General features: G+C 69.9%; 22 protein-coding genes and 2 pseudogenes. 19 read left to right on the forward strand and 5 right to left on the reverse strand.

Annotated elements, in window-relative coordinates; all coding sequences use genetic code 11:
* Window positions 1-343 precede the first annotated feature (343 nt).
* A complete protein-coding gene (locus GFH49_RS27695; protein ID WP_155058788.1) occupies window positions 344-1,264 on the forward strand; it encodes a lytic polysaccharide monooxygenase auxiliary activity family 9 protein in 921 nt (306 codons plus the stop codon).
* Window positions 1,265-1,330: 66 nt separating this feature from the next.
* Here the strand turns inward: GFH49_RS27695 and GFH49_RS27700 are convergent, their stop codons facing one another.
* Window positions 1,331-1,984 carry a Tat pathway signal sequence domain protein gene (locus GFH49_RS27700; RefSeq protein WP_155058789.1) on the reverse strand — a complete coding sequence of 218 codons (654 nt, stop codon included), beginning with the start codon at window positions 1,982-1,984 and terminating at the stop codon, window positions 1,331-1,333.
* Window positions 1,985-2,538: 554 nt separating this feature from the next.
* Here GFH49_RS27700 and GFH49_RS27705 point away from each other — a divergent pair.
* The 9 genes and pseudogenes from GFH49_RS27705 to GFH49_RS27740 all read left to right on the forward strand — a co-directional run bounded on the left by GFH49_RS27705 (window position 2,539) and on the right by GFH49_RS27740 (window position 9,443).
* On the forward strand, window positions 2,539-3,216 hold the full coding sequence (locus GFH49_RS27705) for a DUF6230 family protein (protein ID WP_155058790.1): 678 nt from the start codon (window positions 2,539-2,541) through the stop codon (window positions 3,214-3,216).
* Entirely contained in the window at window positions 3,216-3,629 is a 414-nt protein-coding gene (locus tag GFH49_RS27710; RefSeq protein WP_155058808.1) for a DUF6114 domain-containing protein, read from the forward strand. The genes GFH49_RS27705 and GFH49_RS27710 overlap by 1 nt, the downstream gene beginning before the upstream one ends.
* Window positions 3,630-3,644: 15 nt before the next feature.
* A pseudogene (locus GFH49_RS41625) lies at window positions 3,645-3,830 on the forward strand (SAM-dependent methyltransferase); the annotation flags it as partial.
* A gap of 25 nt (window positions 3,831-3,855) precedes the next feature.
* A pseudogene (locus GFH49_RS41630) lies at window positions 3,856-3,990 on the forward strand (SAM-dependent methyltransferase); the annotation flags it as partial.
* A 244-nt stretch (window positions 3,991-4,234) separates the two neighbouring features.
* Window positions 4,235-5,239 (forward strand): substrate-binding domain-containing protein, encoded by a 1,005-nt coding sequence (locus GFH49_RS27720; RefSeq protein ID WP_155058791.1) that lies wholly within the window; start codon window positions 4,235-4,237, stop codon window positions 5,237-5,239.
* Window positions 5,240-5,503: 264 nt separating this feature from the next.
* Complete coding sequence (locus tag GFH49_RS27725) at window positions 5,504-8,029, forward strand: sensor histidine kinase (protein WP_155058792.1); 2,526 nt, start codon at window positions 5,504-5,506, stop codon at window positions 8,027-8,029.
* 11 nt (window positions 8,030-8,040) lie between these two features.
* Window positions 8,041-8,460, forward strand: coding sequence for a roadblock/LC7 domain-containing protein (locus tag GFH49_RS27730; protein WP_155058793.1), 420 nt, complete (start codon window positions 8,041-8,043; stop codon window positions 8,458-8,460).
* Window positions 8,441-8,821, forward strand: a complete 381-nt coding sequence (locus tag GFH49_RS27735) for a DUF742 domain-containing protein (RefSeq protein ID WP_408055961.1) — start codon at window positions 8,441-8,443, stop codon at window positions 8,819-8,821. Before GFH49_RS27730 ends, GFH49_RS27735 begins: the two co-directional genes overlap by 20 nt.
* The gene (locus GFH49_RS27740) at window positions 8,808-9,443 is read left to right on the forward strand and encodes a GTP-binding protein (RefSeq protein ID WP_155058795.1); all 636 of its coding nucleotides are present in this window, start codon (window positions 8,808-8,810) and stop codon (window positions 9,441-9,443) included. Before GFH49_RS27735 ends, GFH49_RS27740 begins: the two co-directional genes overlap by 14 nt.
* Here the strand turns inward: GFH49_RS27740 and GFH49_RS27745 are convergent.
* Both GFH49_RS27745 and GFH49_RS27750 read right to left on the reverse strand, forming a co-directional pair.
* Window positions 9,424-10,947: a M81 family metallopeptidase gene (locus GFH49_RS27745; protein WP_155058796.1), complete on the reverse strand. Its 1,524-nt coding sequence runs from the start codon at window positions 10,945-10,947 to the stop codon at window positions 9,424-9,426. The two genes, GFH49_RS27740 and GFH49_RS27745, sit on opposite strands and share 20 nt — an antisense overlap.
* A 381-nt stretch (window positions 10,948-11,328) precedes the next feature.
* The gene (locus GFH49_RS27750; protein WP_155058797.1) at window positions 11,329-12,525 is read right to left on the reverse strand and encodes an ROK family transcriptional regulator; all 1,197 of its coding nucleotides are present in this window, start codon (window positions 12,523-12,525) and stop codon (window positions 11,329-11,331) included.
* A 184-nt stretch (window positions 12,526-12,709) separates the two neighbouring features.
* On the opposite strand from GFH49_RS27750, the gene GFH49_RS27755 reads away from it, so the two are divergent.
* From GFH49_RS27755 to GFH49_RS27775, 5 genes are read left to right on the forward strand one after another with little or no spacing between them, the layout of a single operon-like run.
* On the forward strand, window positions 12,710-14,452 hold the full coding sequence (locus tag GFH49_RS27755) for a peptide ABC transporter substrate-binding protein (protein WP_155058798.1): 1,743 nt from the start codon (window positions 12,710-12,712) through the stop codon (window positions 14,450-14,452).
* A 4-nt stretch (window positions 14,453-14,456) separates the two neighbouring features.
* Window positions 14,457-15,416: an ABC transporter permease gene (locus tag GFH49_RS27760; protein WP_155058799.1), complete on the forward strand. Its 960-nt coding sequence runs from the start codon at window positions 14,457-14,459 to the stop codon at window positions 15,414-15,416.
* Window positions 15,413-16,297 (forward strand): ABC transporter permease, encoded by an 885-nt coding sequence (locus tag GFH49_RS27765; protein ID WP_155058800.1) that lies wholly within the window; start codon window positions 15,413-15,415, stop codon window positions 16,295-16,297. The genes GFH49_RS27760 and GFH49_RS27765 overlap by 4 nt, the downstream gene beginning before the upstream one ends.
* Window positions 16,294-17,934: a dipeptide ABC transporter ATP-binding protein gene (locus tag GFH49_RS27770; protein WP_155058801.1), complete on the forward strand. Its 1,641-nt coding sequence runs from the start codon at window positions 16,294-16,296 to the stop codon at window positions 17,932-17,934. The genes GFH49_RS27765 and GFH49_RS27770 overlap by 4 nt, the downstream gene beginning before the upstream one ends.
* Window positions 17,931-18,836 (forward strand): ROK family protein, encoded by a 906-nt coding sequence (locus GFH49_RS27775; RefSeq protein WP_155058802.1) that lies wholly within the window; start codon window positions 17,931-17,933, stop codon window positions 18,834-18,836. Before GFH49_RS27770 ends, GFH49_RS27775 begins: the two co-directional genes overlap by 4 nt.
* A 390-nt stretch (window positions 18,837-19,226) precedes the next feature.
* On the opposite strand, the gene GFH49_RS27780 is transcribed toward GFH49_RS27775, so the two are convergent.
* Window positions 19,227-19,766 (reverse strand): GNAT family N-acetyltransferase, encoded by a 540-nt coding sequence (locus GFH49_RS27780; RefSeq protein ID WP_196218144.1) that lies wholly within the window; start codon window positions 19,764-19,766, stop codon window positions 19,227-19,229.
* Window positions 19,763-21,046 carry an NsdA family TPR-like regulatory protein gene (locus tag GFH49_RS27785; protein ID WP_155058803.1) on the reverse strand — a complete coding sequence of 428 codons (1,284 nt, stop codon included), beginning with the start codon at window positions 21,044-21,046 and terminating at the stop codon, window positions 19,763-19,765. Before GFH49_RS27785 ends, GFH49_RS27780 begins: the two co-directional genes overlap by 4 nt.
* A 241-nt stretch (window positions 21,047-21,287) precedes the next feature.
* Here GFH49_RS27785 and GFH49_RS27790 point away from each other — a divergent pair, with 241 nt between their 5' ends.
* The 4 genes from GFH49_RS27790 (at window position 21,288) to GFH49_RS27805 (ending at window position 23,985) form a co-directional block, all read left to right on the forward strand.
* Window positions 21,288-21,734, forward strand: a complete 447-nt coding sequence (locus GFH49_RS27790; RefSeq protein ID WP_155058804.1) for an ATP-binding protein — start codon at window positions 21,288-21,290, stop codon at window positions 21,732-21,734.
* A gap of 227 nt (window positions 21,735-21,961) precedes the next feature.
* Window positions 21,962-22,150 (forward strand): hypothetical protein, encoded by a 189-nt coding sequence (locus tag GFH49_RS27795; protein ID WP_155058805.1) that lies wholly within the window; start codon window positions 21,962-21,964, stop codon window positions 22,148-22,150.
* A gap of 190 nt (window positions 22,151-22,340) precedes the next feature.
* Window positions 22,341-22,520 carry an FxLD family lanthipeptide gene (locus GFH49_RS27800; RefSeq protein WP_016825826.1) on the forward strand — a complete coding sequence of 60 codons (180 nt, stop codon included), beginning with the start codon at window positions 22,341-22,343 and terminating at the stop codon, window positions 22,518-22,520.
* Window positions 22,521-22,758: 238 nt separating this feature from the next.
* Window positions 22,759-23,985 (forward strand): IS110 family RNA-guided transposase, encoded by a 1,227-nt coding sequence (locus GFH49_RS27805; protein WP_155053965.1) that lies wholly within the window; start codon window positions 22,759-22,761, stop codon window positions 23,983-23,985.
* The last annotated feature ends 24 nt before the right edge of the window (window positions 23,986-24,009 follow it).

Genomic DNA, 24,009 nt, shown 5'->3' on the forward strand with positions numbered 1-24,009 from the left:
GGCGGTCGATTCGCTTCGTCCTCGAAGCGGCGGGGGGTGTACCGAAAAGCGGTCGGGTCGAACCCGAAGTGCGTCGCGTGGCCGGCCAGGCGCGGGCACCGACCCGTCGAGGGGTTACCTGTGGGTCAGCTGTGGTCGAACGATAGGCAACGGAAACATCATCCGGATACAGGGGAAACCCTCGATCCGGCCGGAAACCCACCCTAGACAGCGGGAAGTTGACCGGTTACGACGCCTTTCACCCCGGACGTCACCACAAACATCACGAGGTGAACGCGCCGGGTGCGTTTTCCGTACTGCACACAGCAGACCGTTCCCGTGCCCGGCCGAGGAGACGTTCCGGATGTCCCGGATGACCGCATACCGCAGAGCCCTGGGGGCCGTAGCCGTGGCCCCGTTCCTTCTTCCTCTCTGGGCGGCGGGACCGGCACAGGCGCACGGTGCGCCCACGGACCCGGTGAGCCGGGTGTACGCCTGCTCCCCCGAGGGCGGCGACGCGGCCGGTTCGACGGCATGCAAGGCGGCCGTCGGCGCGAACGGCGCCCCCTTCACCGCCTGGGACAACCTGCGCATCGCGAACGTGAACGGCCGGGACCGGCAGACGATCCCCGACGGACAGCTGTGCAGCGGCGGGCTGCCCGCGTACCGGGGCCTCGACCTGGCCCGCTCCGACTGGCCGTCGACGAGCCTGAAGCCGGGCGCCGCGCTGACGCTGCGGTACGCCTCGACGATCCCGCACACCGGCACGTTCCGGCTCTATCTGACGAAGCAGGGATACGACTCGTCGAAACCGCTCACCTGGTCCGATCTCCCGTCGAAACCGTTTGCCGAGGTGACGGACCCGGCCCTGACGGACGGCGCGTACCGGATCACCGGGACGCTGCCGTCCGACCGGACGGGGCGGCATGTGCTGTACACGATCTGGCAGAACACCAGCACGGCGGACACGTACTACTCGTGCTCGGACGTGGTGTTCCCGGCGCCGGAGGAGGCCGGGAACGCGGCGTCGCCCAAGGCTCCGGTTGCCGAGAATTCGGCAACCGCCGCCGAGAAGAGCAAGGCCCCGGCACGGACACCCGCCCGAAGCGGTACACCGTCGAGCCCGACCGCCCCCGCCACCCCGCAGACGCCCGACAGTACCCCGCTCGCCTCCACCCCCGACGCCGGCTCCGGCCCCTCGGCCCCGATGGTGGCGGGCGGCGCCGCGGCGGTACTGGTGCTCATCGGCGGCGCCGCCCTGGCCCTGCGTCTGCGCCGACGCTGAACGCCGGGTGCACGAAGGCCAGTCGACCAGTCGGTCAGTCGGTCAGTCGGTCAGTCGGTCAGTCGGTCAGTTGACGTAGACGAGCGCGCCGGCGTCGGTCACCGGGGCGTACTTGGCGGTGAAGTAACCGTTCGCGAAGCAGAGCGAGGAGCCGGACGTCCGGGTGAACTGCTGGGCGGTGAAGGCGATGCTGTTGTCGCTGTTGTCCACCGTGCCGGTCAGGCTGGGGGCCTGGTAGACGCAGGTGATGCTGCCCAGGAGGGTGCGCAGCACGACCGTCGTCTGGATGGCGGACCCGCTCGCCGGAGTCACGGTGAGGGTGCCGTCGGAGGACACGGACGTGGTGTAGGGCAGGTTGTCGACGGAGATGCTGGTGACGCCTAGCACGCCGACGACGTTGGAGGTGCAGCTGCTGCTGTCGAAGGTGTGGCCCGTCACGGACTCCGTGGCGGTGCCGGGCGCGGTGGGGTTGTCGGTGACGGTGGCGGTGAACTGCGACGACGTGCACGAGACGCCGCTGGTGCCGGTCGCGCTGGAGTAGAGGGTGGCGGTGGTGCCGCCGGCCAGCGGTGCGGTGAGGACGTCGCCGACGGCTACGGGTGTGCCGGCGACGCCGCCGGTGGTGAGGACCGGGGTGTCGGCCGCGGAGGCGGGGACGGCGGCCGGGAGGGTGAGGGCGGCGACGGCGGCGGCCAGGGTGAGCAGGGTACGCGTGCGCATGCGGGTGCCTCGATTCTGAGGTGAAGGGGGGTGGGCGCGCGTCTGAGGTGAAGGGGGGTGGGCGCGCGTGAGGGCCCGCCGTTGCCGGTCCGTGACGCCTTCTCCGTACGTGACGGACCGGCAACGACAGCCGGCCTGAGCGGCCGGGGAGGGGGGCGGAAAACGCCCGCGAAGGGACAAGAGGTCCGGGAGAACGCGGGCAGTGCCCGCGGGGCAGATCCGGCGCCACGGATCCGGGAGAGCAGTGCAAGTTGTAAACCTGAGAGTTGTTCAACGTCAAGGGTTCTCAGGGGAGTTGGACGCAAGCTGCACTTCCGCGGAGGCCCGGGAAGGCCTTGCCGCACAGGCGGAACACAATCATCACGCTTTTTCCACAACTCTCTTGACCCCCAAATGTAACCCCCGGTAACTTCCTCGGCGGCTACTGTCGCGTAACGAGAAATCCCTTGCGCCCGCCGGGAGTTGTGAGGAGGCGTGCGCGGCAGCCGCTGTCCGCGCCAGGACACCGTGCCGCGCACGATCCGACCGCATTCACCAGTCCCCTGGGAGCAGACATGGCCCCGCACTCGGACGTCTCGTCGTCCACCGAACCCACCCCCGAGAACCCGGAAAGCGGTTCCACAACCTCCGCCGACCCGCAGAGACGCGGCCGGGTACGCCTGCGCCGCGCCGCGGTGATGGCGGTACCCGCCACGCTGGCCACGGTCGCGCTCGCCGTGCTCACCGCCGAAGGTGCGCTGGGCGTGCAGTTCGCGATCTCCGGCATGCCCTTCACCGTCACGGCGACCGAACTCAACGGCACCGGATTCGAGCAGTTCGGCGGCCTCGACAACATGGCGCCGGGCAGCCCGAACGCGGGCGACACCGGCGGACAGGTGCTGGTCGTCACCTCCGCGATCAAGAACGCGACGCTCACCAAGCTGTGCCAGAGCGTCGATCTCGGCGGTACGAACCTGCTGATCACGGCGGGCGGTGGCAAAGAGAAGGTGCAGGCGACCGACCTGACCACGGACTCGACCGAACTGTCCGGCGACGCGGCCTTCGACGACATCGAGATCGGCAACGACGCGAGTACGTTGACCAGGGCCGGGGTGAAGGGGCCGATCGGGGTGTTCAGCCAACAGGCCCGCACCGTGCGCATCGCCAATCTGCGGCAGACCAACTACGCGACCACGGCAGGGGTGTTCACGCTTCCGGGCCTGAAACTCCGGTTCAGCAGCTCGGGGTGCTGATGTCGGAGCGTCCACGTCGGGGACTGCGGCCCGCTTTCCGTGGGTGGCGGTCCCGCCGGCCGTTCTGGGGCGGGCTGCTGCTCGCGCTGGGCGGGGTGGAGGTCCTGCTCACCATGAGGGCGTCGCTGAAGGTCGTTCTGCATGTGGGGATGCAGGGTGTGGCCGGGTATCTGCTGCCGGGGCTGATGGTGGTGCTGGGGTTGCTGGTTCTGTTCAATCCGGCGCAGCGGTTGTTCTACTCGATCACCGGGGTGCTGGTGTCGCTGGGCACCTGGATGACGTCGAACCTGGGTGGCTTCCTTCTGGGGCTGCTGTGCGGTGTGGTGGGGAGTTGTCTCGCGTTCGGGTGGTTGCCGGATCAGGAGCCGAGGCGACGCCTCCGGCGAAGGGCCGCGAAAGCGGTAGCACCGTAGCGGCGGGGGACCCCCATCGCGGCGGAGCCGCAAAGTGACACAGCCCCGCGCCCCCCGCGCCCCCCGGGTCGCTGCCGTCAACTTCACTACATCATCGGCGGAAAGGACCACTACCCGGCCGACCGGGAAGCGGGTGACGCCATGGTTCGGGAGTGGCCTGCGCCGCCTGTGTATATGCAGGCAGACCGGGGCTTCGTGAACCGGGTGGTGAGGAGGTCGGACGGGTGGGCTCGAACTCGTCGAGCCGGGCATCGTCCAGGTCCACAGGTGGCGTCCGGACGGTACCGGGAGCGGGAGCGGGAGCGGCACCGAAGTGGTCCGCGACGAGGACATCGCGATGTACGGGTCGGTGGCGCGCAAGACGAGTGACGGGTTTGCCCGCGCAACCGGGCCAGGAAGCGGAAGCGCTTCGCGCTTCCGGCCAGCGCAGATCACGATGTGGGAGCGACGACTCACTCCACGTGGCGGTGCACTTGACGACCGGTGGCCACACACGATGTGATCCGCCCCAGCGAGAGTCACCCGTTCGGCGCACACCTCGTGCGACCCGGCAAGCGCTCTAGCTGTTCCTCCGGCTCGGCCGCACAGCGAGGTACCCGCACCCCATGAAGACTCCGTCGCCTTCCTCCGGTTCCCCACGTCCGGCTTGCGCCGTGGCCGCTGTGGCGGCCGCCTGTCTGCTGCTGGCCGCCTGCTCCGGGCTCGATGACACCGGCACCCGGACGGACACGGCAGCGGCGGGCGCGAAACCGATGAAAATCGCCCTGATCACCCACGGCGCGGAGGGCGACCTCTTCTGGGAGCGGGTGCGCAAGGGGGCCGAGGCGGCGGCCGCCAAGGACGACGTCGAACTCGCCTACGCCGGCGACTCCGACCCCGCGGGCCAGGCCGAGCTGATGCGGGAGGCGATCCGGGAGAAGGTCGACGGCATCGCGGTGACCCTGGCCAAGCCCACGGCGATGACGGGCGCGGTCGGCGAGGCCAAGGCGGCGGGCATACCCGTGGTGGGGCTCAACTCCGGTATCGACGCCTGGCAGTCGGCGGGGCTCCTGGAGTACTTCGGCCAGGACGAGAGCGTCGCGGGCCGGGCCGTCGGCGACAGGCTGGACGACCTCAAGGCCGAACACGCCCTCTGTGTCATCCATGAACGCGGCAACGTCGCCCTGGAGGCGCGCTGCGCCGGCATGAAGAAGGCGTTCGGCGGCACGACGCAAATGCTCTATGTGGAGGGCACCGACATGGCTGCGACCTCCGACGCGATCACGGACGAACTGCGCCAGGACCGCAGCATCGACGAAGTGGTCACCCTGGGCGCGCAGTTCGCGCTCGCCGCGGTCGACTCGGTGAAGGAGTCGGGCAGCGACGCGAAAGTGGCGACCTTCGACCTCGACAACGAGCTGGTCAAGGCCGTGGAGAACGGTTCCGTGCAGTTCGCGGTGGACCAGCAGCCGTATCTGCAGGGGTATCTGGCCGTGGACTCCCTGTGGCTGTACCGGACGAACGGCAACCTCAGCGGGGGTGGTGTGGCTCCGGTGCTCACCGGCCCGGCGATCGTCTCCAGGGCGAACGTCGCCGAGGTGGCCGGGTTCGCTGCCAAGGGCACGCGCTGACCGGACAGTTCATCCGCCCGTGTCGCCACGGATTCGGTCCCTCACGGCACATGCGGTCACTTGTGCGGATAGCATCCTGTGCACCCTTTGTGTCATACCGGAAGCGCGGTCACCCTCCGCACACCCACCGTCACCGCTCTCTCAGTCCACCGCTCTCTCAGTCCACCGTTCCCCCTCAACTCACCGCTCCCCCTCAGCCTCAACCCACCGCTCCCCCTCAACCCACCACTCCCCAGCCGCCCCACTGATCGCCCTAGGACGACGATGTCTCCACGGACACGTTCCCGGCGCCGCTTCGGCTCCATACGTCTCTCCCTGATCCTCCTGGCCCTGGTCCCCAGCGTCACCCTCGCCGCGATGTGGGCTGTGACGACGACGCAGATGTTCACGGAGGGGCTGCGGCTGCGCGGGCAGACCGAGCTGAGCCGGTCGACCGGCGCCATGGGCACCGAGGCGACGCTCGCCCTGCAGACGGAGCGCGGGCTGTCGGCCGCGTGGCTGGCCTCGCCGAACGGTTCGCGGGACGCCCTGGACGCGCAGCGCCGGAAGACGGACGAGGCGGTCGCGAAGCTGGTCGGCCAGAACGACGAGATCGAGCGCGCCCCCGCCCGCATCTCGGACTGGCTGACCTCCGTCGTCGGGTCGGTGAGCAGCCTGGAGTACTACCGCGGGCAGGTCGACGAACCCACCGACATCACCGCACAGCAGATCCTGGACCAGTACAGCGCGATCATCGACGAGCAGATCCACGCCTTCCAGGCACTCTCCCAGGTCGACGACGGCGACCTCACCGCCCAGGCGGGCCCGCTCGTCGGGCTGGAGCAGGCGGCGGAGCTGGCCTCCCAGGAGGACGCCCAGCTCACCCTGGCCTGGCCGTCCGGGTACCTGGACGAGGAGTCCTGGTCCAATTTCGCGGTGTCGGTCAGCGCGCGCCGCTGGCTGGTCAGGTACCAGATCGTCCCGCAGTTGAGCGGCAGCGTGAAGACGCAGACCGAGCGGATCCTGCAAAGCCGGGAGTGGCGGACGCTGGAGTCCATTGAGGACCAGGTGCTGGCGGCGGCCCGGGCGGACAGCGCGGGTGCCCGCAGGATCCCGCTGCCCGATGTGCAGAAACGGTGGGAAACGGCTTTCACGAAACTCGCCGACGACTACGGGCTGCTGATCACCCAGCAGACGGCCGGACTGCTCGACCGGAGCGCCGACACGTCCGACAGCCTGCTGATCACGGCCGGTTCGCTCAGCGCCGGCGGACTGCTCGCCCTGCTGCTGTGCGTGTGGATGTCCTGGCGGATCACCCGTTCCCTGTCCCGGCGGCTGCGCGGTCTGCGGGTGGCCACGCTCGGCCTGGCCCAGGAGCGACTGCCCGATGTGGTCGCCCGGCTCGACCGGGGCGAGAAGGTCGACGTGGAGCTGGCGACGCCGCCGCTGGACTACGGCCGCGACGAACTCGGCCAGGTGGCCGAGGCGTTCAACACCGCACAGCGTACGGCCGTGCACACGGCGGTCGAACTCGCGGACACCCGGCGCGGCTTCCAGAAGGTGATCCTGGGCATCGCCCGGCAGAGCCAGAACCTGGTCAATCTGCAGCTGACCAAGCTGGACGCGCTGGAGCGCGCGCACCAGGACCCCGAGATCCTCAAGGGCCTGTACGAACTGGACTCCACGGCCAGCCAGTTGCGCCGCTACGAGGAGAACCTCGTCATCATCAGCGGCGAGCGGCCCGGCCGCACCTGGAAGGAGCCGGTCTCGCTGATCGACATCCTGCGCGGCGCTGTCGGCGAGGTCGCCCAGTACCAGCGGGTGGTGGTGCACACCGAGGAGGAGGTGGCGCTCGCGCCGCCCGCGGTGGCGGACGTGATCCACCTGCTGGCCGAGCTGATCGACAACGCGACCGTGTACTCCCCGGCGCCGAACCCGGTCGGAGTGCGGGCCGCGCTGGTGGCCAAGGGCCTGGCTGTGGAGGTCGAGGACCGGGGCCTCGGGATGTCCGAGGAGGACTACGCCTCCCTCAACGCCCAGTTGGCCGAGCCCCCGCAGTTCGACGTGGTGGCGCTCGCCGACGACCTCCGGCTCGGCATGTTCGTGATCTCCCGCCTCGCCCACCGGCACGGCATCGCCGTCACCCTGCGCTCCTCACCGTACGGCGGGACCACGGCGATCGTGCTCATCCCGCATGACGTCGTGGTGCGGGACGCGCCTGCCCCGGATACCGATACGGATGCGGTTACGACAGCGAATACGGACGCGGACGCGAATACGGTTACGACGGCGAATACGGACGCGGATACGGTCACGGACTCGGGCTCGGGCTCGGGCTCGGGCTCGGATACGGTCACGGACTCGGGCTCGGGCTCGGGCTCGGATACGGTCACGGACTCGGGCTCGGGCTCGGATACGGGCTCGGATACGGTTACAGACACGGATACCGCTACGGGCGCGGACGACATCGAGCACGCCGGGGCCACCGCGCCCGAGGAGCCCGTACGGGAGTCCCGTCCCGTCGTCGCGGCCCGTACCGCCTCACCCCGAACCGCCTCCGCCGCGCCCAACGGCGGCCTCTCCCCCCTGCCCCGCCGGGTGCCGCAGACCAGCCTCGCCGCGGAGCTGCGCGATGAGGCGCCGCCCGCCGAAGAGAACGGTCACGCGGACGACTTCACCGCGGAGCAGGCCGCATCCTCGCTCGCCGGTTTCCAGCGCGGCACGCTCCGGGCGCGTGACGACGGCGCCGACGAGGAGTCGGCCGCGGCCGACGTCCCCCAGTCTTCGACCCCGCCCGCCGATCGCTCATGAAGGACACCGCCATGACACGCCCCAGCCCCGCCACGCACACCCAGCTCGATCAACTGCTCACCGGACTCGTGGAGCGGGTCGCCGAGGTGAACCACGCCCTCGTACTCTCCGAGGACGGGCTGGTCGTCAGCAAATCCACCGGGTTTCTGCGCGACGACGCCGAACGGCTGGCGGCGACCGCGTCGGGCCTGATGAGCCTCAGCAAGGGCGTCAGCATGGACTTCCGCGGCGGTCCGGTGCGCCAGGCGCTGATCGAGATGGCGCACAGCTATCTGATCCTCACCTCCGCAGGCACGGGCGCCCATCTCGTCGTCCTCACCAGCCAGGGCGCCGACGTCGGTGTGGTGGCGTACCAGATGAACATGCTGGTGAAGAAGATCGGCGAGCACCTGAGCGCGGCGCCGCGGGCCAATGCCGGCCCTGGCGCGTGAGGTGGCCGCAGACAATTCGACGGGCCGGCTGGTACGACCCTTCACCCTGACCGGCGGACGCACCAGGCCCAGCCGCGCCGACTTCACGCTGATCACGACGCTCACCGCGGTGGATCCGCCGCCGGTACGGGCGCCGCGCCCGCAGCCCGAGCAGGCGCGGATCCTGCGCCGGTGCGCGGAGCCGATCGCCGTGGCGGAGCTGGCGGCCCATCTCGACCTTCCGGTGAGCGTCGTCGTGATCATGCTGTGCGATCTGCTGGAGGCGGGCCTGATCACCGCCCACCCGCCGCACCCCGTCTCCCCCCGCTCCCCGGACCTGGACCTGCTGCAGAAAGTGAGGGACAGCCTTGGCCGGCTCTGAGCCCGCCGCCACCGCGGTCGCGCCACCCGACACGGTCAAGATCCTGATCGCCGGAGGCTTCGGCGTCGGCAAGACCACCATGGTCGGGTCGGTCAGCGAGATCGTTCCGCTGCGCACCGAGGAATCGCTCACCGTGGCGGGCCTGGGCATCGACGACCTCGACGGCATCGAGAAGAAGCGGGCCACCACCGTGGCCCTGGACTTCGGCCGGATCACCATCAGCCGGGAGCTGGTGCTGTATCTGTTCGGTACGCCCGGCCAGCAGCGGTTCTGGTTCATGTGGAACGACCTCGCCATCGGCGCCCTGGGCGCGGTGGTCCTGATCGACGTCCGCCGGCCCGAGTCCAGCTTCGGCGCGATCGACTTCTTCGAACGTCGCGGCATCCCCTTCGTCGTCGGCGTAAACGGTTTCCACGGCGAGCATCCGTATCCCCCCGAGGCCATCCGGGACGCCCTGGCGCTGCCGGAGCACGTCCCGGTGCTGCTGTGCGACGCGCGAGAGCGGGAGTCGTGCCGGGACGTACTGATCGCGCTGATCGACCAGTTGATCGCCGCCGCCGTCGAGGCCGACCGGGGAGGCGGGGACGACGGGGGAGGCGGTCTCACGCGTCGGGGCCGGTGAGCGGCCGGTCCGAGGGGGCGACGATCCGGGCCGTGAGGTCCGGGGCGGGCATGTCCGGGTCGAAGGGGAACAGCGGGCGGCGTACGCGGTGATGACCGAGTCGCAGGAGGTCCTGATCGACGCCGCCCGGCGTCAGTGCCATCTTCCAGTCCGCCGACATCTCGAACAGCTCGGGCTCCAGATAGCCGATCTTGACGATGACCACGTCCGCGGCCCGGGGGTTCAGATCCAGGTCGGTGAAGTCGTGTTCATGGTGGTACGGCTTGCGCAGCCGGGTGAGGATCACGTGCACGCTCCCCACCCGCAGGACCACCTCCACCCGCGCGTCCCGGTCGCCGTGCCGGATCGCGTGGACCACGCCGGTCAGGGTGAGCGGACCGGCGTGGCGGTCGTCGACCTCGGCGCCCGCGGTGACGGTGACCGTGGCGCCGACGCCCGCCTCGACCGCCGTATCCACCGCTGTCGGGCCCGGCAGTGAGGCGTAGAGGACGACCGGCCCGCCCGGGTCCTTGAACTCCGGGCGGGCCAGGACCTGTTCGAGCCCCCAGGTGACGTCGCCGGCGCCGCCCGCGGTCGGATTGTCGCCGGTGTCGCTGATGAAGTACGGGCGTACGGCCGACGCCAGCGCGTCGTCCAGGCACTCGTCGAGCGTCCCGGTCGGCGCGACGAAGGCGAACTCCCGTCGCGCCGCCCAGAATCCGCGGGCGAGGCGCTCGGCGCCCGCGGTCACCGCGGGCTCGGACGGTCCGGTGACGACGACCGCGGCCCGGTTGCGCGGCTCGTCCGCCCATGCGTAGCCGACCCAGATCGCCGCGTCCGTCACTCCCTCGGCCTGTTCGACCTCCGTCACCGCCGCGTACACGCTCTTCGCGGGTTCGATACGGGTCGAGGTCTGCTCGCCGGCGAGCAGCACCGGCACCGGGATCCACGCCTTGACCGGGCGGGGCGCACCGCTGTGCAGCAGGTCGACGAGGTTGCGGGCGGCGCGCTCCTTGGTCTCCATGGCATCCTCGTGCGGGGCCATGCGATAGCAGGTGATCAGGTCGGAGCGGTGGACCAGCTCGCGGGAGACGTTGCCGTGCAGGTCCATGGAGGTCGATACGAGGACGTCGGGGCCGATGACGTCACGGATACGCGCCAGCAGAACGGCCTCGGCGTCGTCCAGTCCCTCGACCGTCATCGCGCCGTGGATGTCGTACCAGAGGCCGTCCACCGGTCCCAACTGCCGTAGCCGGTCGATGAGTTCACCGGACAGGTCGGCGAAGGCGGCCGCCGTCACCGTACCGCCCGGCAGCGCCTTGCCGACCAGGGCGCCGCGCCAGTCGGCGGCGGAGCGCAGCGGCTCCCCCGGGGCGAGGAACGGGTAGCGCGTCAGGACGTCGGTGCCGCGCTGCGGGTGGAAGGCGGGGGCCTCGGTGCGGGCGGGTGAGAAGGTCGAGGACTCGATGCCGAGTCCGGCGACGGCGATGACGGGACGCGGGGTGGGGCGACGGGGGTCGGTCATGGTTCGGTGCCTCCGGGTCGTCGGGGTGGGCTCCAGGTGCCTTGGGTGAACTCCGGACGTCAGGGATGCTGTCGGCGCACCCTGGCAAGACCGGCAATAGCTGGCATTGCCTCCCACGTCCGCCCATTACCGGGCAATGTCTGTCAATGGGCATATGTGGGCGGGTGTGGGCAAGAGACCGGCCGTGACACCGGCGGATCGCCGACCCGAATGCGGCGATCGGCGTTCGTCGCTCGGGTGTGCCGGCGGCGTCCGTCCATCGAGGGCGCCGACGGCGTCCGTCCATCGGGGCGCCGGCGGCGTTCGTCAGAAGCGGCCTCCGGTGTCACGCGTGCCCCCGGTGACGTCCGGCATCACGCGTGCCGCCGGTCGCGTCCGGCGTCACGCGTGGCCCCCGATGACCTCGTGCAGCGCATGGGCCAGCGCCCGCTGGAGTGCGAGCTGGCCGGCACCGACCAGTCCGGCGTCGGCGCCGAGGCTGGCGCGTTCGATGGCGAGGTGCTCGGTCACCAGCGGATGGCAGCCCTCGTAGAGCTGGCTGCGGACGGCGGCGACGAACGGTTCCAGGGTGGAGAGGATGCCGCCGAGGTACACCGCGTCGGGGTTGAAGAAGTTGACGTTCGCGGCGAGCACCATGCCGAGGTAGCGGCCGGCCTGGCGGACCGCGCGGGTCGCCTCGGGGTCGGCGTCGGTGGCGAGCCGTACGACGTCCTCGGTGGACGCGACGTCGAGGCCGCGTTCGCGCAGGATGCGCACCAGCGCGGCACCCGAGGCGACGGTCTCCAGGCAGCCGGTGTTGCCGCAGGAGCAGGGGATGTCGTGGGCGGCCTCGACCCGGACGTGGGTGATCTCGCCCGCGGCGCCGGATCCGCCCCGGTAGAGCCGGCCGTCGGCGATGACGCCCGCGCCGATCGCGGTGCCGGTCTTGACCATGATCGACTGGCGGCGTTCAGGTGGCTGGACGGTCTGTTCGCCCATGGCCATGCAGTTGGCGTCGTTCTCGATGGCGGCCGGGACGCCGAAGTGGTCCTCCAGCCAGGAACGGACGGGAAAACGGTTCCAGCCGGGCATCCGGGACGGGAGCGTGACGACGCCGGAGGCGACGTCGACCGGGCCGGGGAGGGAGAGGCCGACGCTGCGCAGCAGTTGCCGTCCGTGCCGGTCGGCGAGGGAGTCGAGGGTCTGGGCCAGTCCGGGGAGCGCGGACTCGGGCCCGTCGGCCGTGGGGAACGGGACGGTCGAGACGTCGGTGAGGCCCCCGCCGGGCAGGACGACGCCGACATGGACGTGCCGGCCGCCGAGTTCGGCCGCGACCGCGAATCCGTCGCTGCCGCCGAGGCGTAGCACCTTCTGCGGGCGGCCGCCGTTCGAGGAGCGGGTGCCCTCCTCGGCGACCAGTCCGTGGGCGACGAGCTGGCCGACGGTGAGCGAGATCGTCGACGGGGCGGCGCCGAGCAGTCCGGCCAGCTCGGTGCGGGTGGACGCCTGCCCGGAGGCGAGCAGTTCGAGGACGCGTTCGGCGAGTGCGGAGACGCCGCCCGTGGCGGTCCGGCGGTGCGGCGCACTTTTTTCAGACATCGGTTGAGTTACTTCCGTCCTGGGGATGCGAGGCGACGAGCGTAAGGCCGTACGACGGCTTCGTTACTTTTTTCAGAACAGCAGTAACAGGCTTTTTACAGATGTGCGTCTGTTTCTTCGCCATCGGCGGTCGTTGACTGATTCCCGCCACCCCGCCTTCGCTGATTTCACGCCAAGGAGTGCCATGTCCCCCGCTCGCACGAGGCTTGTCGCCGGTGCTGTCGTCTCCGCGAGCACGCTGCTGCTCGCGGGCTGCTCCGGGTCGAGCGACTCTTCGTCCGCGTCCCGCGACTCCATCAACTACGCGCTGCCCGCGAACTTCACGCCGAACTGGATCCTGCCGATCGGCACCGCGGCGCATCTGAACACCAACAACCGCTCCATCGCGGACAGCCTGTGGGAGCGGCTCGTCGCCTACGACGGATCCACCGGCAAGATCGCGTGGAACAAGAAGGCCTCCATCGCCACCGACGCCGACTTCGCCGCCGACGGAAAAAGCGTCACCATGACCCTCGGCGACCGGCACTGGAGCGACGGCCAGCCCATCACCTCGCGCGATGTCCAGTTCTGGTTCGACCTCATCAAGGCGAACAAGACGGAGTGGGCGGGCTACACCCCGGGCCAGGCGCCGGACATCTGGACATCCTTCAAGACCGTCGACGACCGCCACTTCACGATCACGTTCGACAAGGCCTACAACTCCGAATGGATGCTGGCCAACCAGCTGAGCGAGATCACACCGCTGCCGCAGCACGTCTGGGACAAGGGCGGCGACGCCAAGCAGGTGTGGAAGAACCTCAACGACGCCGCGAAGAACATCTCCGGCTACGCGAGCGACCCCCTCTGGAAGACCATCAGCGGTCCCTACTCGGTGAAGTCCTTCTCGACCTCCGGCAAGGTCGTCCTCACCGAGAACAAGAAGTACGACGGCGGCGAGAAGCCCGGAATCAGCACCGTCAACCTGCTCCCGTTCACCACGGCGGACGCCGAGAAGAACGCGGTGCGCTCGGGCAGCGTCGACTACGGCTACATCGAGGCGACCGACCTCGACCAGGAGGAGAGCTTCACCGCGCAGGGTTACGAGGTGAAGCCCTGGTCGGGCTGGGCGATCACCTATATGCCGTACAACTTCAACAACCCGGCGATGGGCGCGGTGTTCAACCAGCTCTACGCCCGGCAGGCGGTGCAGCACTCGATCGACCAGGCGAGCCTGGCGAAGGTCGTCTTCAACGGCACGGCGGTCGCCGGATACGGTCCGATCCCGCAGGGACAGACCTCCGACTTCATCTCGTCGGAGCAGAAGACCAACCCGTATCCGTTTTCCACGGACACGGCGCGCACCCTCCTCACCGACCACGGCTGGACCGAGCAGGACTCCGTCATGACCTGCACCGAACCCGCGAAATGCGGTGAAGGCATCGCCGAGGGAACGAAGTTCGAGATGCAGGTGCTGTCGCAGTCCGGCTCGACGGTGACGGACAACATGATGAGCGCGATCCAGTCCTCGCTCGCGAAGACCGGCATCAAGTTCTCCATCAAGACCGCGCCGGTCAACTCGGTGCTGTCGCAGACCCCGCAGTGCACGTCCGACCAGCCGATCTGCGACTGGCAGCTGTCCTTCTTCGGTACCGCGGGCAGCTGGTACTTCAGCGCCTTCCCGACCGGTGACTCGCTGTTCCAGTCCAAGGGCGGCTCGAACTTCGGCAACTACTCCAACCCGGAGGTCGACAAGCTCATCTCGGCCTCCACGACCTCGAACTCGAACCAGCCGATCCAGGACTACAGCGCGGCCCTGGCCCAGGACCTGCCGGTGATCTGGCTGCCGGAGCCGGTCTACCAGGTCTCGGTGATCAGGAACGGCCTCGGCGGCTTCTCCCAGGACTCGCTCGCCAACTTCCACCCGGCGCAGTGGAAGTGGACCAGCTGACCCCATGGAAACCGTTCTCTTCCTGGCCCGTCGGCTGCTCCAGGCCCTGGCCGTCGTCCTGATCGTCACGGTCGTCGTCTTCTGCCTGCTGCACGCGCTGCCCGGGGGTCCCGCACGAGGGATCCTCGGCCCGCAGGCGACCGCCGAGCAGATCGCCGCGTTCAACCACGAACAGGGCCTGGACCGCTCGCTGCCGGTCCAGTACGTCTACTACCTGGGCAATCTGCTCCAGGGCGACCTGGGCACGTCGTTCACGCTCAATGAAGGCGTTTCCCGGCTGATCGAGCAACGCCTGCCGAAGACCCTCGTCCTGACCGTGCTGTCCGCGCTGGTCGGCCTGCTGCTCGCGGTCCCCCTCGGCATGTGGCAGGCGGTGCGGCGCAACAAGCCCGCCGACTACGCGATCACGACGCTCAACTTCATCGCGTACTCGACACCCGTGTACTTCCTGGGCCTCGTCCTGATCCTGCTCTTCACCCAGACCCTGCGCTGGTTCCCCTCCCAGGCACCCCAGGGAGACACGGTGGCCCAGGTGCTCGCGGACCCGGCGGCGCTGGTGCTGCCGGTCGTCACGGGCGCCGCCTCCATGGTGGCCGTGTTCAGCCGGTACATGCGGTCCGCGACCCTGGAGAACCTCTCCGAGGACTACGTCCGCACGGCGCGGGCCGGCGGTGCACGGCAGCGCGCGATCCTCTTCCGGCATGTCTTCCGCAACTCCCTGACGCCGGTCGTGGCGATGCTCGGTTACTACGTGCCGGTGCTGTTCGGCGGCGCGCTCGTCGTCGAGCAGCTGTTCAACTACCCGGGCATGGGGCTGCTGTTCTGGAGCGCGGCGCAGTCCTCCGACTATCCGGTGCTGCTGGGGTGCGTGCTTGTCATTTCCGTGGCGACGGTTGTGGGGTCGCTGCTTGCGGATGTCGTTCAGCGAATCGTCGATCCCCGAGTGAAGGTGGGCCGCGCATGACCGGCGGTGTTGAAACTGCGGGCCGGCCGGGGCTGGTCGCGCCGTTCCGCGCGCCCCTTGTTGCTCGCTTCGCGCGCAACAGGCTCGCGATCGCGGGACTTGTGGTCGTCGTCCTCTTCCTGTTGTTCTGCTTCGTGGGTCCGCTGGTCTACTCCACGGACCAGACCCACACCGACCTCACCCAGGTCAACCTCGCACCCGGCGGCGCCCATTGGCTCGGCACGGACGCCGTGGGGCACGACGAGCTGGGGCGGCTGATGTACGGCGGTCGGGTGTCGCTGCTCGTGGGACTCGCGGCCGGGATCCTCGCGACCGTCATCGGCACGCTGTGGGGTGCGGTCGCCGGGTATGCGGGCGGCTGGGTGGACGCGGTGATGATGCGGGTCGTGGACGCGGGGATCGCCATCCCGGCGCTGTTCATCCTGCTGGTGGTCTCGGCGATCACGACGCCGGACACGGCCGGGCTGATCGTCGTCCTCGGCCTGGTGTCCTGGCTGGTGCCGTCCCGTCTGGTGCGGGCGGAAACACTGACGCTCAAGAACCGCGACTACGTGCTGACGCTGCGCGCGACGGGCGGTACGCACGGCCGGGCCATCGCCCGGCACATCCTGCCGGGCTCCGTGTCGACGATCGTCGTCGCGGCCACCTTCCAGGTCGCCGACGCGATCCTGCTCGTCGCGTACGTGTCGTATCTCGGCCTGGGCGTCCAGCCACCGTCGACGGACTGGGGCGGCATGCTGTCGGCCGGTCTGACGGCGGCGTACTCGGACCGCTGGTGGCTGATCGTGCCGCCCGGCCTCGCGATCATCCTCGTCGTCTGCGCGTTCAACGCGATCGGCGACGGGCTGCGGGACGCCTTCGACGTGAGGGGACGTGGATGAGCGGCGGGATTCTTGACATCGGGCATCTGGACGTGACGTTCTCCACCGAAACCGGCGACGTGCCCGCGGTATGTGACATATCACTGTCCGTGCGGCCGGGCGAAACCCTCGCCCTCGTCGGCGAGTCCGGTTCCGGCAAGTCCACGGTCGCTCTCGCCGCGATGGGACTGCTGCCGGGCACCGCGCGGACGTCGGGCCGGGTGACGATCAACGGCACGGACGTCGTAAACGCTTCCGAAGCCGAACTCGCCCGGCTGCGCGGCCGTACCGCGTCCATGGTCTTCCAGGAACCCGCGACCGCCCTCGATCCCCTGACCCGGGTCGGCAGGCAGATAGCGGAAGTCGTACGCAACCACCGTCCCGTCTCCGCCAGGGAAGCCGCACGCGAGGCGGTCGAACTGCTGCGCCGCGTCGGCATTCCGGACCCGGAGCGGCGGGCGTCCGCGTTTCCGTTCCAGTTGTCGGGCGGGCAGCGGCAGCGGGTCGTCATCGCCATGGCGATCGCCAACTCGCCGGATCTGCTGATCGCGGACGAGCCGACCACGGCGCTGGACGTCACCGTGCAGGCCGAGATCCTCGATCTGCTACGGGGGTTGGCGGCCGACTCGGGCACCGGCGTGCTGCTGGTCACGCACAACATGGGTGTGGTGGCCGACTTCGCCGACCGGGTGGCCGTGATGCTGCGGGGCGAGATCGTGGAGACGGGGCCGGTGGAGGACGTACTGCTGCGGCCGGCGCACGAGTACACGCGGCGGCTGCTGGCGGCCGTGCCGAGACTGGTGGTGACCGAGCCCGGTGAGGTGAGGGCTCCGGTGGAGGCGGGCACGGCGGTGGTGGAACTCCGGGACGTGACCGTCGACTTCGGCCGCGGACCTCGTGGCGTGCGGGCCCTTCAGGACGTGTCGCTCACGGTCGGGGCGGGCGAGACGGTGGGGCTGGTCGGCGAGTCGGGGTCCGGCAAGTCGACGGCCGCGCGGGTGGCGCTCGGCCTGGTCCCGCCGGCCTCCGGTTCGGTCGCCCTGTTCGGCACGGACCTGGGCAGGACGCGGGGGCGGGCACGCCGGGCTTTGTTGTCGGGGGTCGGCGTGGTGCTCCAGGATCCGGTGGCCTCGCTGGACCCGCGGATGAGCGTCGCGGAGTGCGTGGCCGAGCCGCTGCGGGTGCACCGCCGGGGTATGACGGCCGCACAGCGGCGGGCCCGGATCACGGAGGTGCTCGAACTCGTACGTCTGCCCGAGGAGTTGATGCACCGGGGTCCCAGAGAACTGTCCGGCGGTCAGCGGCAGCGGGTCAGTCTTGCCCGGGCCCTGGTGCTTCAGCCTCGGCTGCTGGTGGCGGACGAGCCGACGAGCGCGCTCGATGTGAGCGTGCAGCGGACGGTGCTTGAGGTGATCGCGGAGTTGCAGGCCGAGTTGGGGTTCGCCTGTCTTTTCGTGTCGCACGATCTGGCAGTGGTGCAGGAGTTCGCGGGGCGGGTCGTCGTGATGCGGGCGGGGCGGGTGGAGGAGCAGGGCCCGACCATGTCGACGCTGCTGCGTCCGGAAACCGATTACACACGCCGTCTCATCGCGGCCGTGCCCGTGCCGGATCCGGTGCTGCAACGGCAGCGCAGGGCCGCGCTCGGAGCCGGCGCGTGACGGCGGTCGCCGGCATCGACATCGGCGGGACGACCACCCATGTGGTGCTGTGCGCGCCGGACTACGGCGTCCTCGACCGCGTCGGGGTACCGACGCCCGCGGCCGAGGGCGGTACGGCGATGATCGGCGCCGCGCTCGACGCGCTACGGCTGCTGCTCGACCGTACGCCCGCGCGGCTGCTGGGCGTCGGGGTCGGCGCGGCGGGTCTCGTGGACGTGCGGGCCGGGCGGATCCTCGTCGCGAGCGACTCCTTCCAGGGCTGGGCCGGGTTCGCGGTGACGACGGCGGTCGAACAGGCGCTGGGCGTCCCGGCGTTCCTCGACAACGACGTAAACGCTTTCCTGCGCGGGGAGGTCGCGAAGGGCGCGGCCGTGGGCGGGACCCATGTCCTCGGGATGACCCTCGGCACCGGCGTCGGCGGGGCGCTGTGGCTGGACGGTGCGCTGTACGACGGTCCGCACGGGGCGGCCGGCGAGATCGGCCACGTTCCCGGCTTCGGCGACCTGCCGTGCACCTGCGGTGGCCGGGGCCACCTGGAGACCGTGGCCTCGGGCCGTTCGATCGCCGCGCGGTACGGCGCCCGCACGGCCCGCGAGGTGGCCCAGGCCGCCCACCGGGGCGACCGGGACGCACTCGCCGCGTACGAGGCGGCGGGTACGGCGGTGGCCCGGGCGCTGCTGATCACCGCGGGCCTGCTGGACGTCACGACCTGCGTGATCGGCGGCGGAGTCGCCCGCGCCTGGCCCCTCCTCGAATCACCGATCCACACCGCCCTCACCGCCGAACCTCCCGTCAGCGGCCACCCCCTCCGCGTCCTCCCCGCCCGCCTGGGCGAGGACGCGGTAGCGATCGGCGCGGCGGCGAGGGCGGGGGCGGAACTCGGGGTGGATTCGCCGGTGTAGGCGGCCCGCCGGGCCACCTCGCCCCGCACCGCGCCAGACGATCCGTCGACTTGCCTGGCCTCGGCCCTGTTCAACTCGCGCCGACACCGGCTGCCGGAGTTTTCCTTAGATGGGGCTGTGACCTGCGAAAACGTCGGCGTTGAGGTGTCTGAACTGGGCCAACACCCCGTCGTAGTTCTCATGAGTTCACGGCGATTCGCGGCGTCATGGGTGCTGAATGCGTTCTGGGCGTCAATGAGCGGGGCGCTGCTGTCCCGGCACCTGCGATGCGCAGCCGGGGCGCGCACTTGATGACTTGGGTGGGTCGGCAGACGGGTTCAAGCAGTTACAGCGGGCACGGCTCGCCTTCCGCCGCTCGGCCACGTTCCGCGGCGGTTCAATCTGGGCTGGTCAGCGGCTGGCCCGGATCATCACGGTAAGGACCGGTGAGGCCGGTGACGGCTGACTCTGTCCGATGTCCTCGTAGCCCCATGACTTGTAGAGCGCGTGGACTCTTCCGTCGCCAGCGGCTGGGTTGACCATGAGCGTGACGTACGGCTCGTCGCGTGTGGCGAGGAGGGCGTCGTGGATGCGGCGGGCGGTGCCGGTTTTCCGCCAGGGCAGGCGGACGCCGCCCTCCTTCAGGGCCACGGCCGGACGCCCCGTGTACTTCTCCGGCGGGGTCGGGCTGGTGCGCTGCCAGTAGCGGTCGCCCTGCTTGATGGTGTTGCCATAGGCGAAGCCGACCGGGTGCCCGTCGGCGTACGCGAGGGTGGCCACGAACCCTGGCTCGATGCCGTGCCGGTCCAGGCGCTCGCCGAACGCGGTGACCGCGTAGTTCGGCAGGCGGAGCAGCGGTGCGCGTACGTCGGCGTACACGTCGAGGAGATCGCCGCGGACGGTGTCGAGGGTGGTGAAGGTGCGCAGTTCGATCGCGGGCGCGGTGGTCATGCTGCCGTCCTCCAGGTGGCAGTGTGCTCGGTCCAGGTCCGGACGGTGCTGCTGCCGGGCGCGGTTGCGCGCAGCGCGGCCCCGAACTCCTGCAGCATGCGCGTCACACGGGCGTGTTGGGTGGCGGCGCTGGTGGGGATCCTCATCGCGGTGGCCGTTGCGGCTTCGGCGTCGCCTTGTCCGAGCTGGGCGTGGGCGAGCCGGGCAGTATTGATGGCGCGGTCGCGCTGCATTTGGGGGCGGAGCAGGGTCAGGCTTCGGTGGGCGTGCGATTCGGCTTGTTCGAAGTTGCCAAGGCGGAGGTGTGCGGACAGGGCCAATGTTTCTAGCTCTGCACCGTCGCGTACAGCAGCCATCCACACCGGGCGAGCGAGATCGGGATCGGCGCGTTCGAGTGCGTCCTGAGCGCAGCCGAGGGCGTGCCGTACGGCTGCGGTGTCGCCTGTGAGGCCGAGTGTGGCGGCTTGGCGGGCATGCCCCAGGCAGGCGAACAGGGGGTCCCGACGCGTGATGTGCAGGTTGCGTGCGACGTCGTTTGCAGCGAGGGCGTCGGCCGGACGGCCCATGTGCCGGTACATCGTGCCCGCGTGACTCCAAATGCGGAACTTGATGGCCTGGTCGCCAGACATCTCGGCGAGGGCCTGGGCCTCACGCATGTGCGCCTTGGCGACGTCGTAGCGCCGGCCGTCGATGGCGGCCCACATCGCGGAGGAGCGGAAGGCGGCTGCGGAGGCGTAGAGGTTGCTGCGTACGCGCTGGGTGGCGCTGCCGGCGTTCTGGAGGTTGAGTGCCTCGTCGGCGAGGGCGGCGGCCCGCTGCTCGATGCCGAGTTGTCCGCCGTGGCGGTGGTCACTGGCGATGATCTCGGCGAAGCGCTTGTTCAGGCGGTTGACGTCGCTCATGCCGATACGGCGCGGCGATGCGGTGCCGGGTGCGGCTGCTGCGGCGGCAGCGGCCGCAATGCTGCCGACGAGGGTACGGCGCTTCATGTCGGGGTCCTCCTGCTGCGGTGGGGCCGGGATGGACGAAGGCCGGCCCCGTGGCACGAACCCTAAAGCGACGGCGGGTAGTCCGGTGACGTCCTCAAGTGCCTTGCGGGCGGCCGCCTTTGGCCAGGTCACCCGGCCCGCTTTCCATGCCCGGACCGATGAGCCGTCGAGTCCCCCAGGGCGCCCGGTCAACCGTTCAATGGCCCTGTTCACGGCCTCGGCAAGGCTGTTGGAGCTGTAGCCGTGTTCGGTCATCCACGCCTCAAGAACGGTGTTGCGGGTGGTGTCCATGCGGGCACGGTAGCCCGCGCGATCCTCACCCGCCAGGTAAAGGAGAGGTCAAAACGTCCTAGGCGAGTCCGTCGGCTGAGTGCCTGAACGTCCTAACCAACCTGCTGTGAAAGGGAGTTGTCTGGGTGCTGGTCGCCCGCAGCGCCCCACCGTGCGGGCGGCTGTTGACGGCCCGGCCCGCCCCTGAGGTTCCCCCGCGGGGGCGGGCCGGGCGCCGAGACGACACGAAGGCTCCACCCCAATGACGAGTCTGAGAACATCAGTTGCGGCACTCTCTGTCGGCCACCCGACGTACAGCCAGACCTTCCCGTGCAAGCCGTCCACGGCCGAGATCGGCCGCGACCTCGTTCGAGACGTCCTCGGTGTGTGGCACCTCGACGGTCTCGCCGACCGAGCCGCGCTGATCGTCACAGAGCTGATCGCGAACGCCTGCCGGCACACCCCATGTTCCGAGATCCGCCTCACGGTTGCGCGACCGGACGCGACACGACTGCGTGTCGGGGTCGTGGACCGGGAACCAGCGCGTCTGCCCATACTCAGCCAGGCGGCTGACGACGACGAGTCGGGCCGCGGACTGCTCCTCGTCGATGCGGTAGCCGACCGCTGGGGCTATGACCTGCACGGCTCAGGCAGACGCCCCTGGGGCAAAGAGGTCTGGGCAGAACTCCGCACCGGGGGCGACGAGTGAACATCCCGGCCACGGCACCCTCGCCCCTTCCCGATCTCGCTCGACTCCCGCCCCGCCAGCAGACGGCCATGGACTGCGCCCTCTGCGCCTGGCCGCTGGGAGCGAGCGGTCGACGGCTGGGCGAGATACGCCACCGGGGCCTGCCGTTCCAGCTCTGGCCCTGCGCTCCCAACTGCCAGGCCACCAGACCGACCATCCCGACCAGCTAAGAAAGGGGACGTCCTTCCATGGAGTGGCCGTGGATCACCGGTGATTGCTGGCTCGGCTGCGGGCGTACCGGAGTCCTGGTGATCTGGCTCGGCCCGGTGCAGTGGGATGGGCAGCACGCACCCTTCTACGCGTGCGAGCCGTGCCTCGATCGTCTCAAGGCCCAGGCACTCGCCTACTTCATGGAGCGGCGGCCGACATCCGCTTGATCGGACTCACGGCACACGACTTCCCGGCGTGAGGCAGGCAGCCAGCGAGGACTTTCCTACGCGGAGCACGTCCCTTCGCGCCGGGCGGCCAGGAACCGTCCGGGGAGCAGCCGTCCGGCGACGCTCCCGTGGCGGCACCTGGTGGGCGCTCCCGCCCAGTAACACCACAACGATTGCGAGGAGTTGCAGCATGACGCGCAGCACCGTAGTTCCCAGCCGCACCGAAGTACGCCCGCAGATCCCGGGGGCGTCGGACGGCTTCGACCTGGACGTCTCCCTCGTCGAGATCGCCGATCCGGCGGGCTTGGTCAACCTGACCGACGACAACTGCGGGTCCACCTGCGGCGCCTGCACCACCAACGTCGCCTAATGGGAGCTGCCGGGTCGGAGAGACTCGGTGCCGTAGCCGCCAGCAGGTGAGCACTTATGTCGCCGGAACCACTGTGAGTTCTGTGGTCAGACCGTGCCCCTGCTGGTTGGCCGGAAGGCCATGACCGCTGATGGGGTGGCGTGCCCGCCGAGCTGAGCGTGAGCACTGGATCCATTAGGCCGCGTGCCGTGTCTTCCGCGGGCTGCATGACCGGGAAGTACCTGACCTGGAGGATGAGTTGCTGCTGATCGGCGACGACTGGGCCGAGGACCACCACGATGTCGAAGTCCAGGACACCACCGGCCGCCGCCTCGCGACCGCAAGGTTGCCCGAGGGCGCGGACGGTATCACCAAGCTCCACGAGCTTGTGGCGAAGCATGCGGGTGAGGACCTCGTCCCCTGCGACGTGATCGTCGGGATCGAGACGGACCGCGGCACCTGGGTGCAGGCCCTGCTTGCGGCCGGCTACCGGGTCTACGCGATCAACCCTCGGCAGGTCGCCCGGTTCAAGGAGCGGTACAGCACCTCCGGCGCCAAGAGCGACAGAGGCGACGCCCACGCGCTGGCCGACATGGTCCGCATCGACCGCGACCAGCTGCGGCCCATCGCCGGCGACAGCGACCAGGCCCAGGCCGTCAAGGTCGTCGCCCGCGCCCACCAGACCCTGATCTGGGAACGCACCCGCACCTTCCAACGACTGCGCAACACGCTGCGCGAGTACTTCCCCGCAGCCCTGAACGCCTACGCGAGCCTGGAGCTGACCAGCACCGACGCGCTGGAACTGCTCATCAAGGCGCCCACCCCCCAGGCGGCGGCCAGGCTCACCCGCATCCAGATCACCGCCATCTTGGCCCGCGCCCGACGCCACAACCGGGACCAGAAGGCCGGGGCCATCCAGGCCGCCTTGCGCGAGAAGCACCTGGAACTGCCCGAGCCGGTGGCCGCCGCCTACGGGGCCACCACGACCGCCCATGCTCGTCTCCTGATCGCCCTCAACGAACAGATAGCCGCGATGGAAGAGCAGGTGAAGGCGCATTTTCTCGCGCACCCGGACGCTGAGATCTACCTCTCCATGCCCGGCATCGGAGAGATCACCGGCGCCCGGGTGCTCGCCGAGTTCGGGGACGATCCCACCCGTTACAGCTCCGCCAAGGCCCGCAAGAACTACGCCGGAACCAGCCCCGTTACCCGGGCCTCCGGCAAGAGCCACACCGTCCAGGCCCGCTACGTGCGCAACAACCGGCTCGCCGACGCGCTTCAGCGCCAGGCGTTCTCCGCCCTGCGGGCCTCACCCGGCGCCCGCCGGTACTACGACAAGCAGCGAGCCCGCGAGGCCGGCTACAACTCTGCCCTCCGCCAGGTCGGCAACAGGCTCGTCGGCATCCTCCACGGATGCCTCAAGACCCGCACCCTCTACGACGAAGCAACCGCCTGGTCGCACCACGCACAACCCCATACCGCTTGACACCAAACGACATGGGGTGTCTGA

The organism is Streptomyces blattellae (genome assembly GCF_009709555.1).
In the GTDB taxonomy this organism is placed as follows: Bacteria; Actinomycetota; Actinomycetes; order Streptomycetales; family Streptomycetaceae; genus Streptomyces; species Streptomyces blattellae.

Coding starts and splice junctions, on each gene's coding strand:
- GFH49_RS27745 (WP_155058796.1), bottom strand. CDS start 10,947: ATGACCGACCCCCGTCGCCCCACCCCGCGTCCCGTCATCGCCGTCGCC.
- GFH49_RS27725 (WP_155058792.1), top strand. CDS start 5,504: ATGTCTCCACGGACACGTTCCCGGCGCCGCTTCGGCTCCATACGTCTC.
- GFH49_RS27705 (WP_155058790.1), top strand. CDS start 2,539: ATGGCCCCGCACTCGGACGTCTCGTCGTCCACCGAACCCACCCCCGAG.
- GFH49_RS27780 (WP_196218144.1), bottom strand. CDS start 19,766: ATGACCACCGCGCCCGCGATCGAACTGCGCACCTTCACCACCCTCGAC.
- GFH49_RS27735 (WP_408055961.1), top strand. CDS start 8,441: ATGCCGGCCCTGGCGCGTGAGGTGGCCGCAGACAATTCGACGGGCCGG.
- GFH49_RS27750 (WP_155058797.1), bottom strand. CDS start 12,525: ATGTCTGAAAAAAGTGCGCCGCACCGCCGGACCGCCACGGGCGGCGTC.
- GFH49_RS27770 (WP_155058801.1), top strand. CDS start 16,294: ATGAGCGGCGGGATTCTTGACATCGGGCATCTGGACGTGACGTTCTCC.
- GFH49_RS27700 (WP_155058789.1), bottom strand. CDS start 1,984: ATGCGCACGCGTACCCTGCTCACCCTGGCCGCCGCCGTCGCCGCCCTC.
- GFH49_RS27800 (WP_016825826.1), top strand. CDS start 22,341: ATGACGCGCAGCACCGTAGTTCCCAGCCGCACCGAAGTACGCCCGCAG.
- GFH49_RS27790 (WP_155058804.1), top strand. CDS start 21,288: ATGACGAGTCTGAGAACATCAGTTGCGGCACTCTCTGTCGGCCACCCG.
- GFH49_RS27710 (WP_155058808.1), top strand. CDS start 3,216: ATGTCGGAGCGTCCACGTCGGGGACTGCGGCCCGCTTTCCGTGGGTGG.
- GFH49_RS27720 (WP_155058791.1), top strand. CDS start 4,235: ATGAAGACTCCGTCGCCTTCCTCCGGTTCCCCACGTCCGGCTTGCGCC.
- GFH49_RS27765 (WP_155058800.1), top strand. CDS start 15,413: ATGACCGGCGGTGTTGAAACTGCGGGCCGGCCGGGGCTGGTCGCGCCG.
- GFH49_RS27785 (WP_155058803.1), bottom strand. CDS start 21,046: ATGGACACCACCCGCAACACCGTTCTTGAGGCGTGGATGACCGAACAC.
- GFH49_RS27695 (WP_155058788.1), top strand. CDS start 344: ATGTCCCGGATGACCGCATACCGCAGAGCCCTGGGGGCCGTAGCCGTG.
- GFH49_RS27730 (WP_155058793.1), top strand. CDS start 8,041: ATGACACGCCCCAGCCCCGCCACGCACACCCAGCTCGATCAACTGCTC.
- GFH49_RS27755 (WP_155058798.1), top strand. CDS start 12,710: ATGTCCCCCGCTCGCACGAGGCTTGTCGCCGGTGCTGTCGTCTCCGCG.
- GFH49_RS27760 (WP_155058799.1), top strand. CDS start 14,457: ATGGAAACCGTTCTCTTCCTGGCCCGTCGGCTGCTCCAGGCCCTGGCC.
- GFH49_RS27795 (WP_155058805.1), top strand. CDS start 21,962: ATGGAGTGGCCGTGGATCACCGGTGATTGCTGGCTCGGCTGCGGGCGT.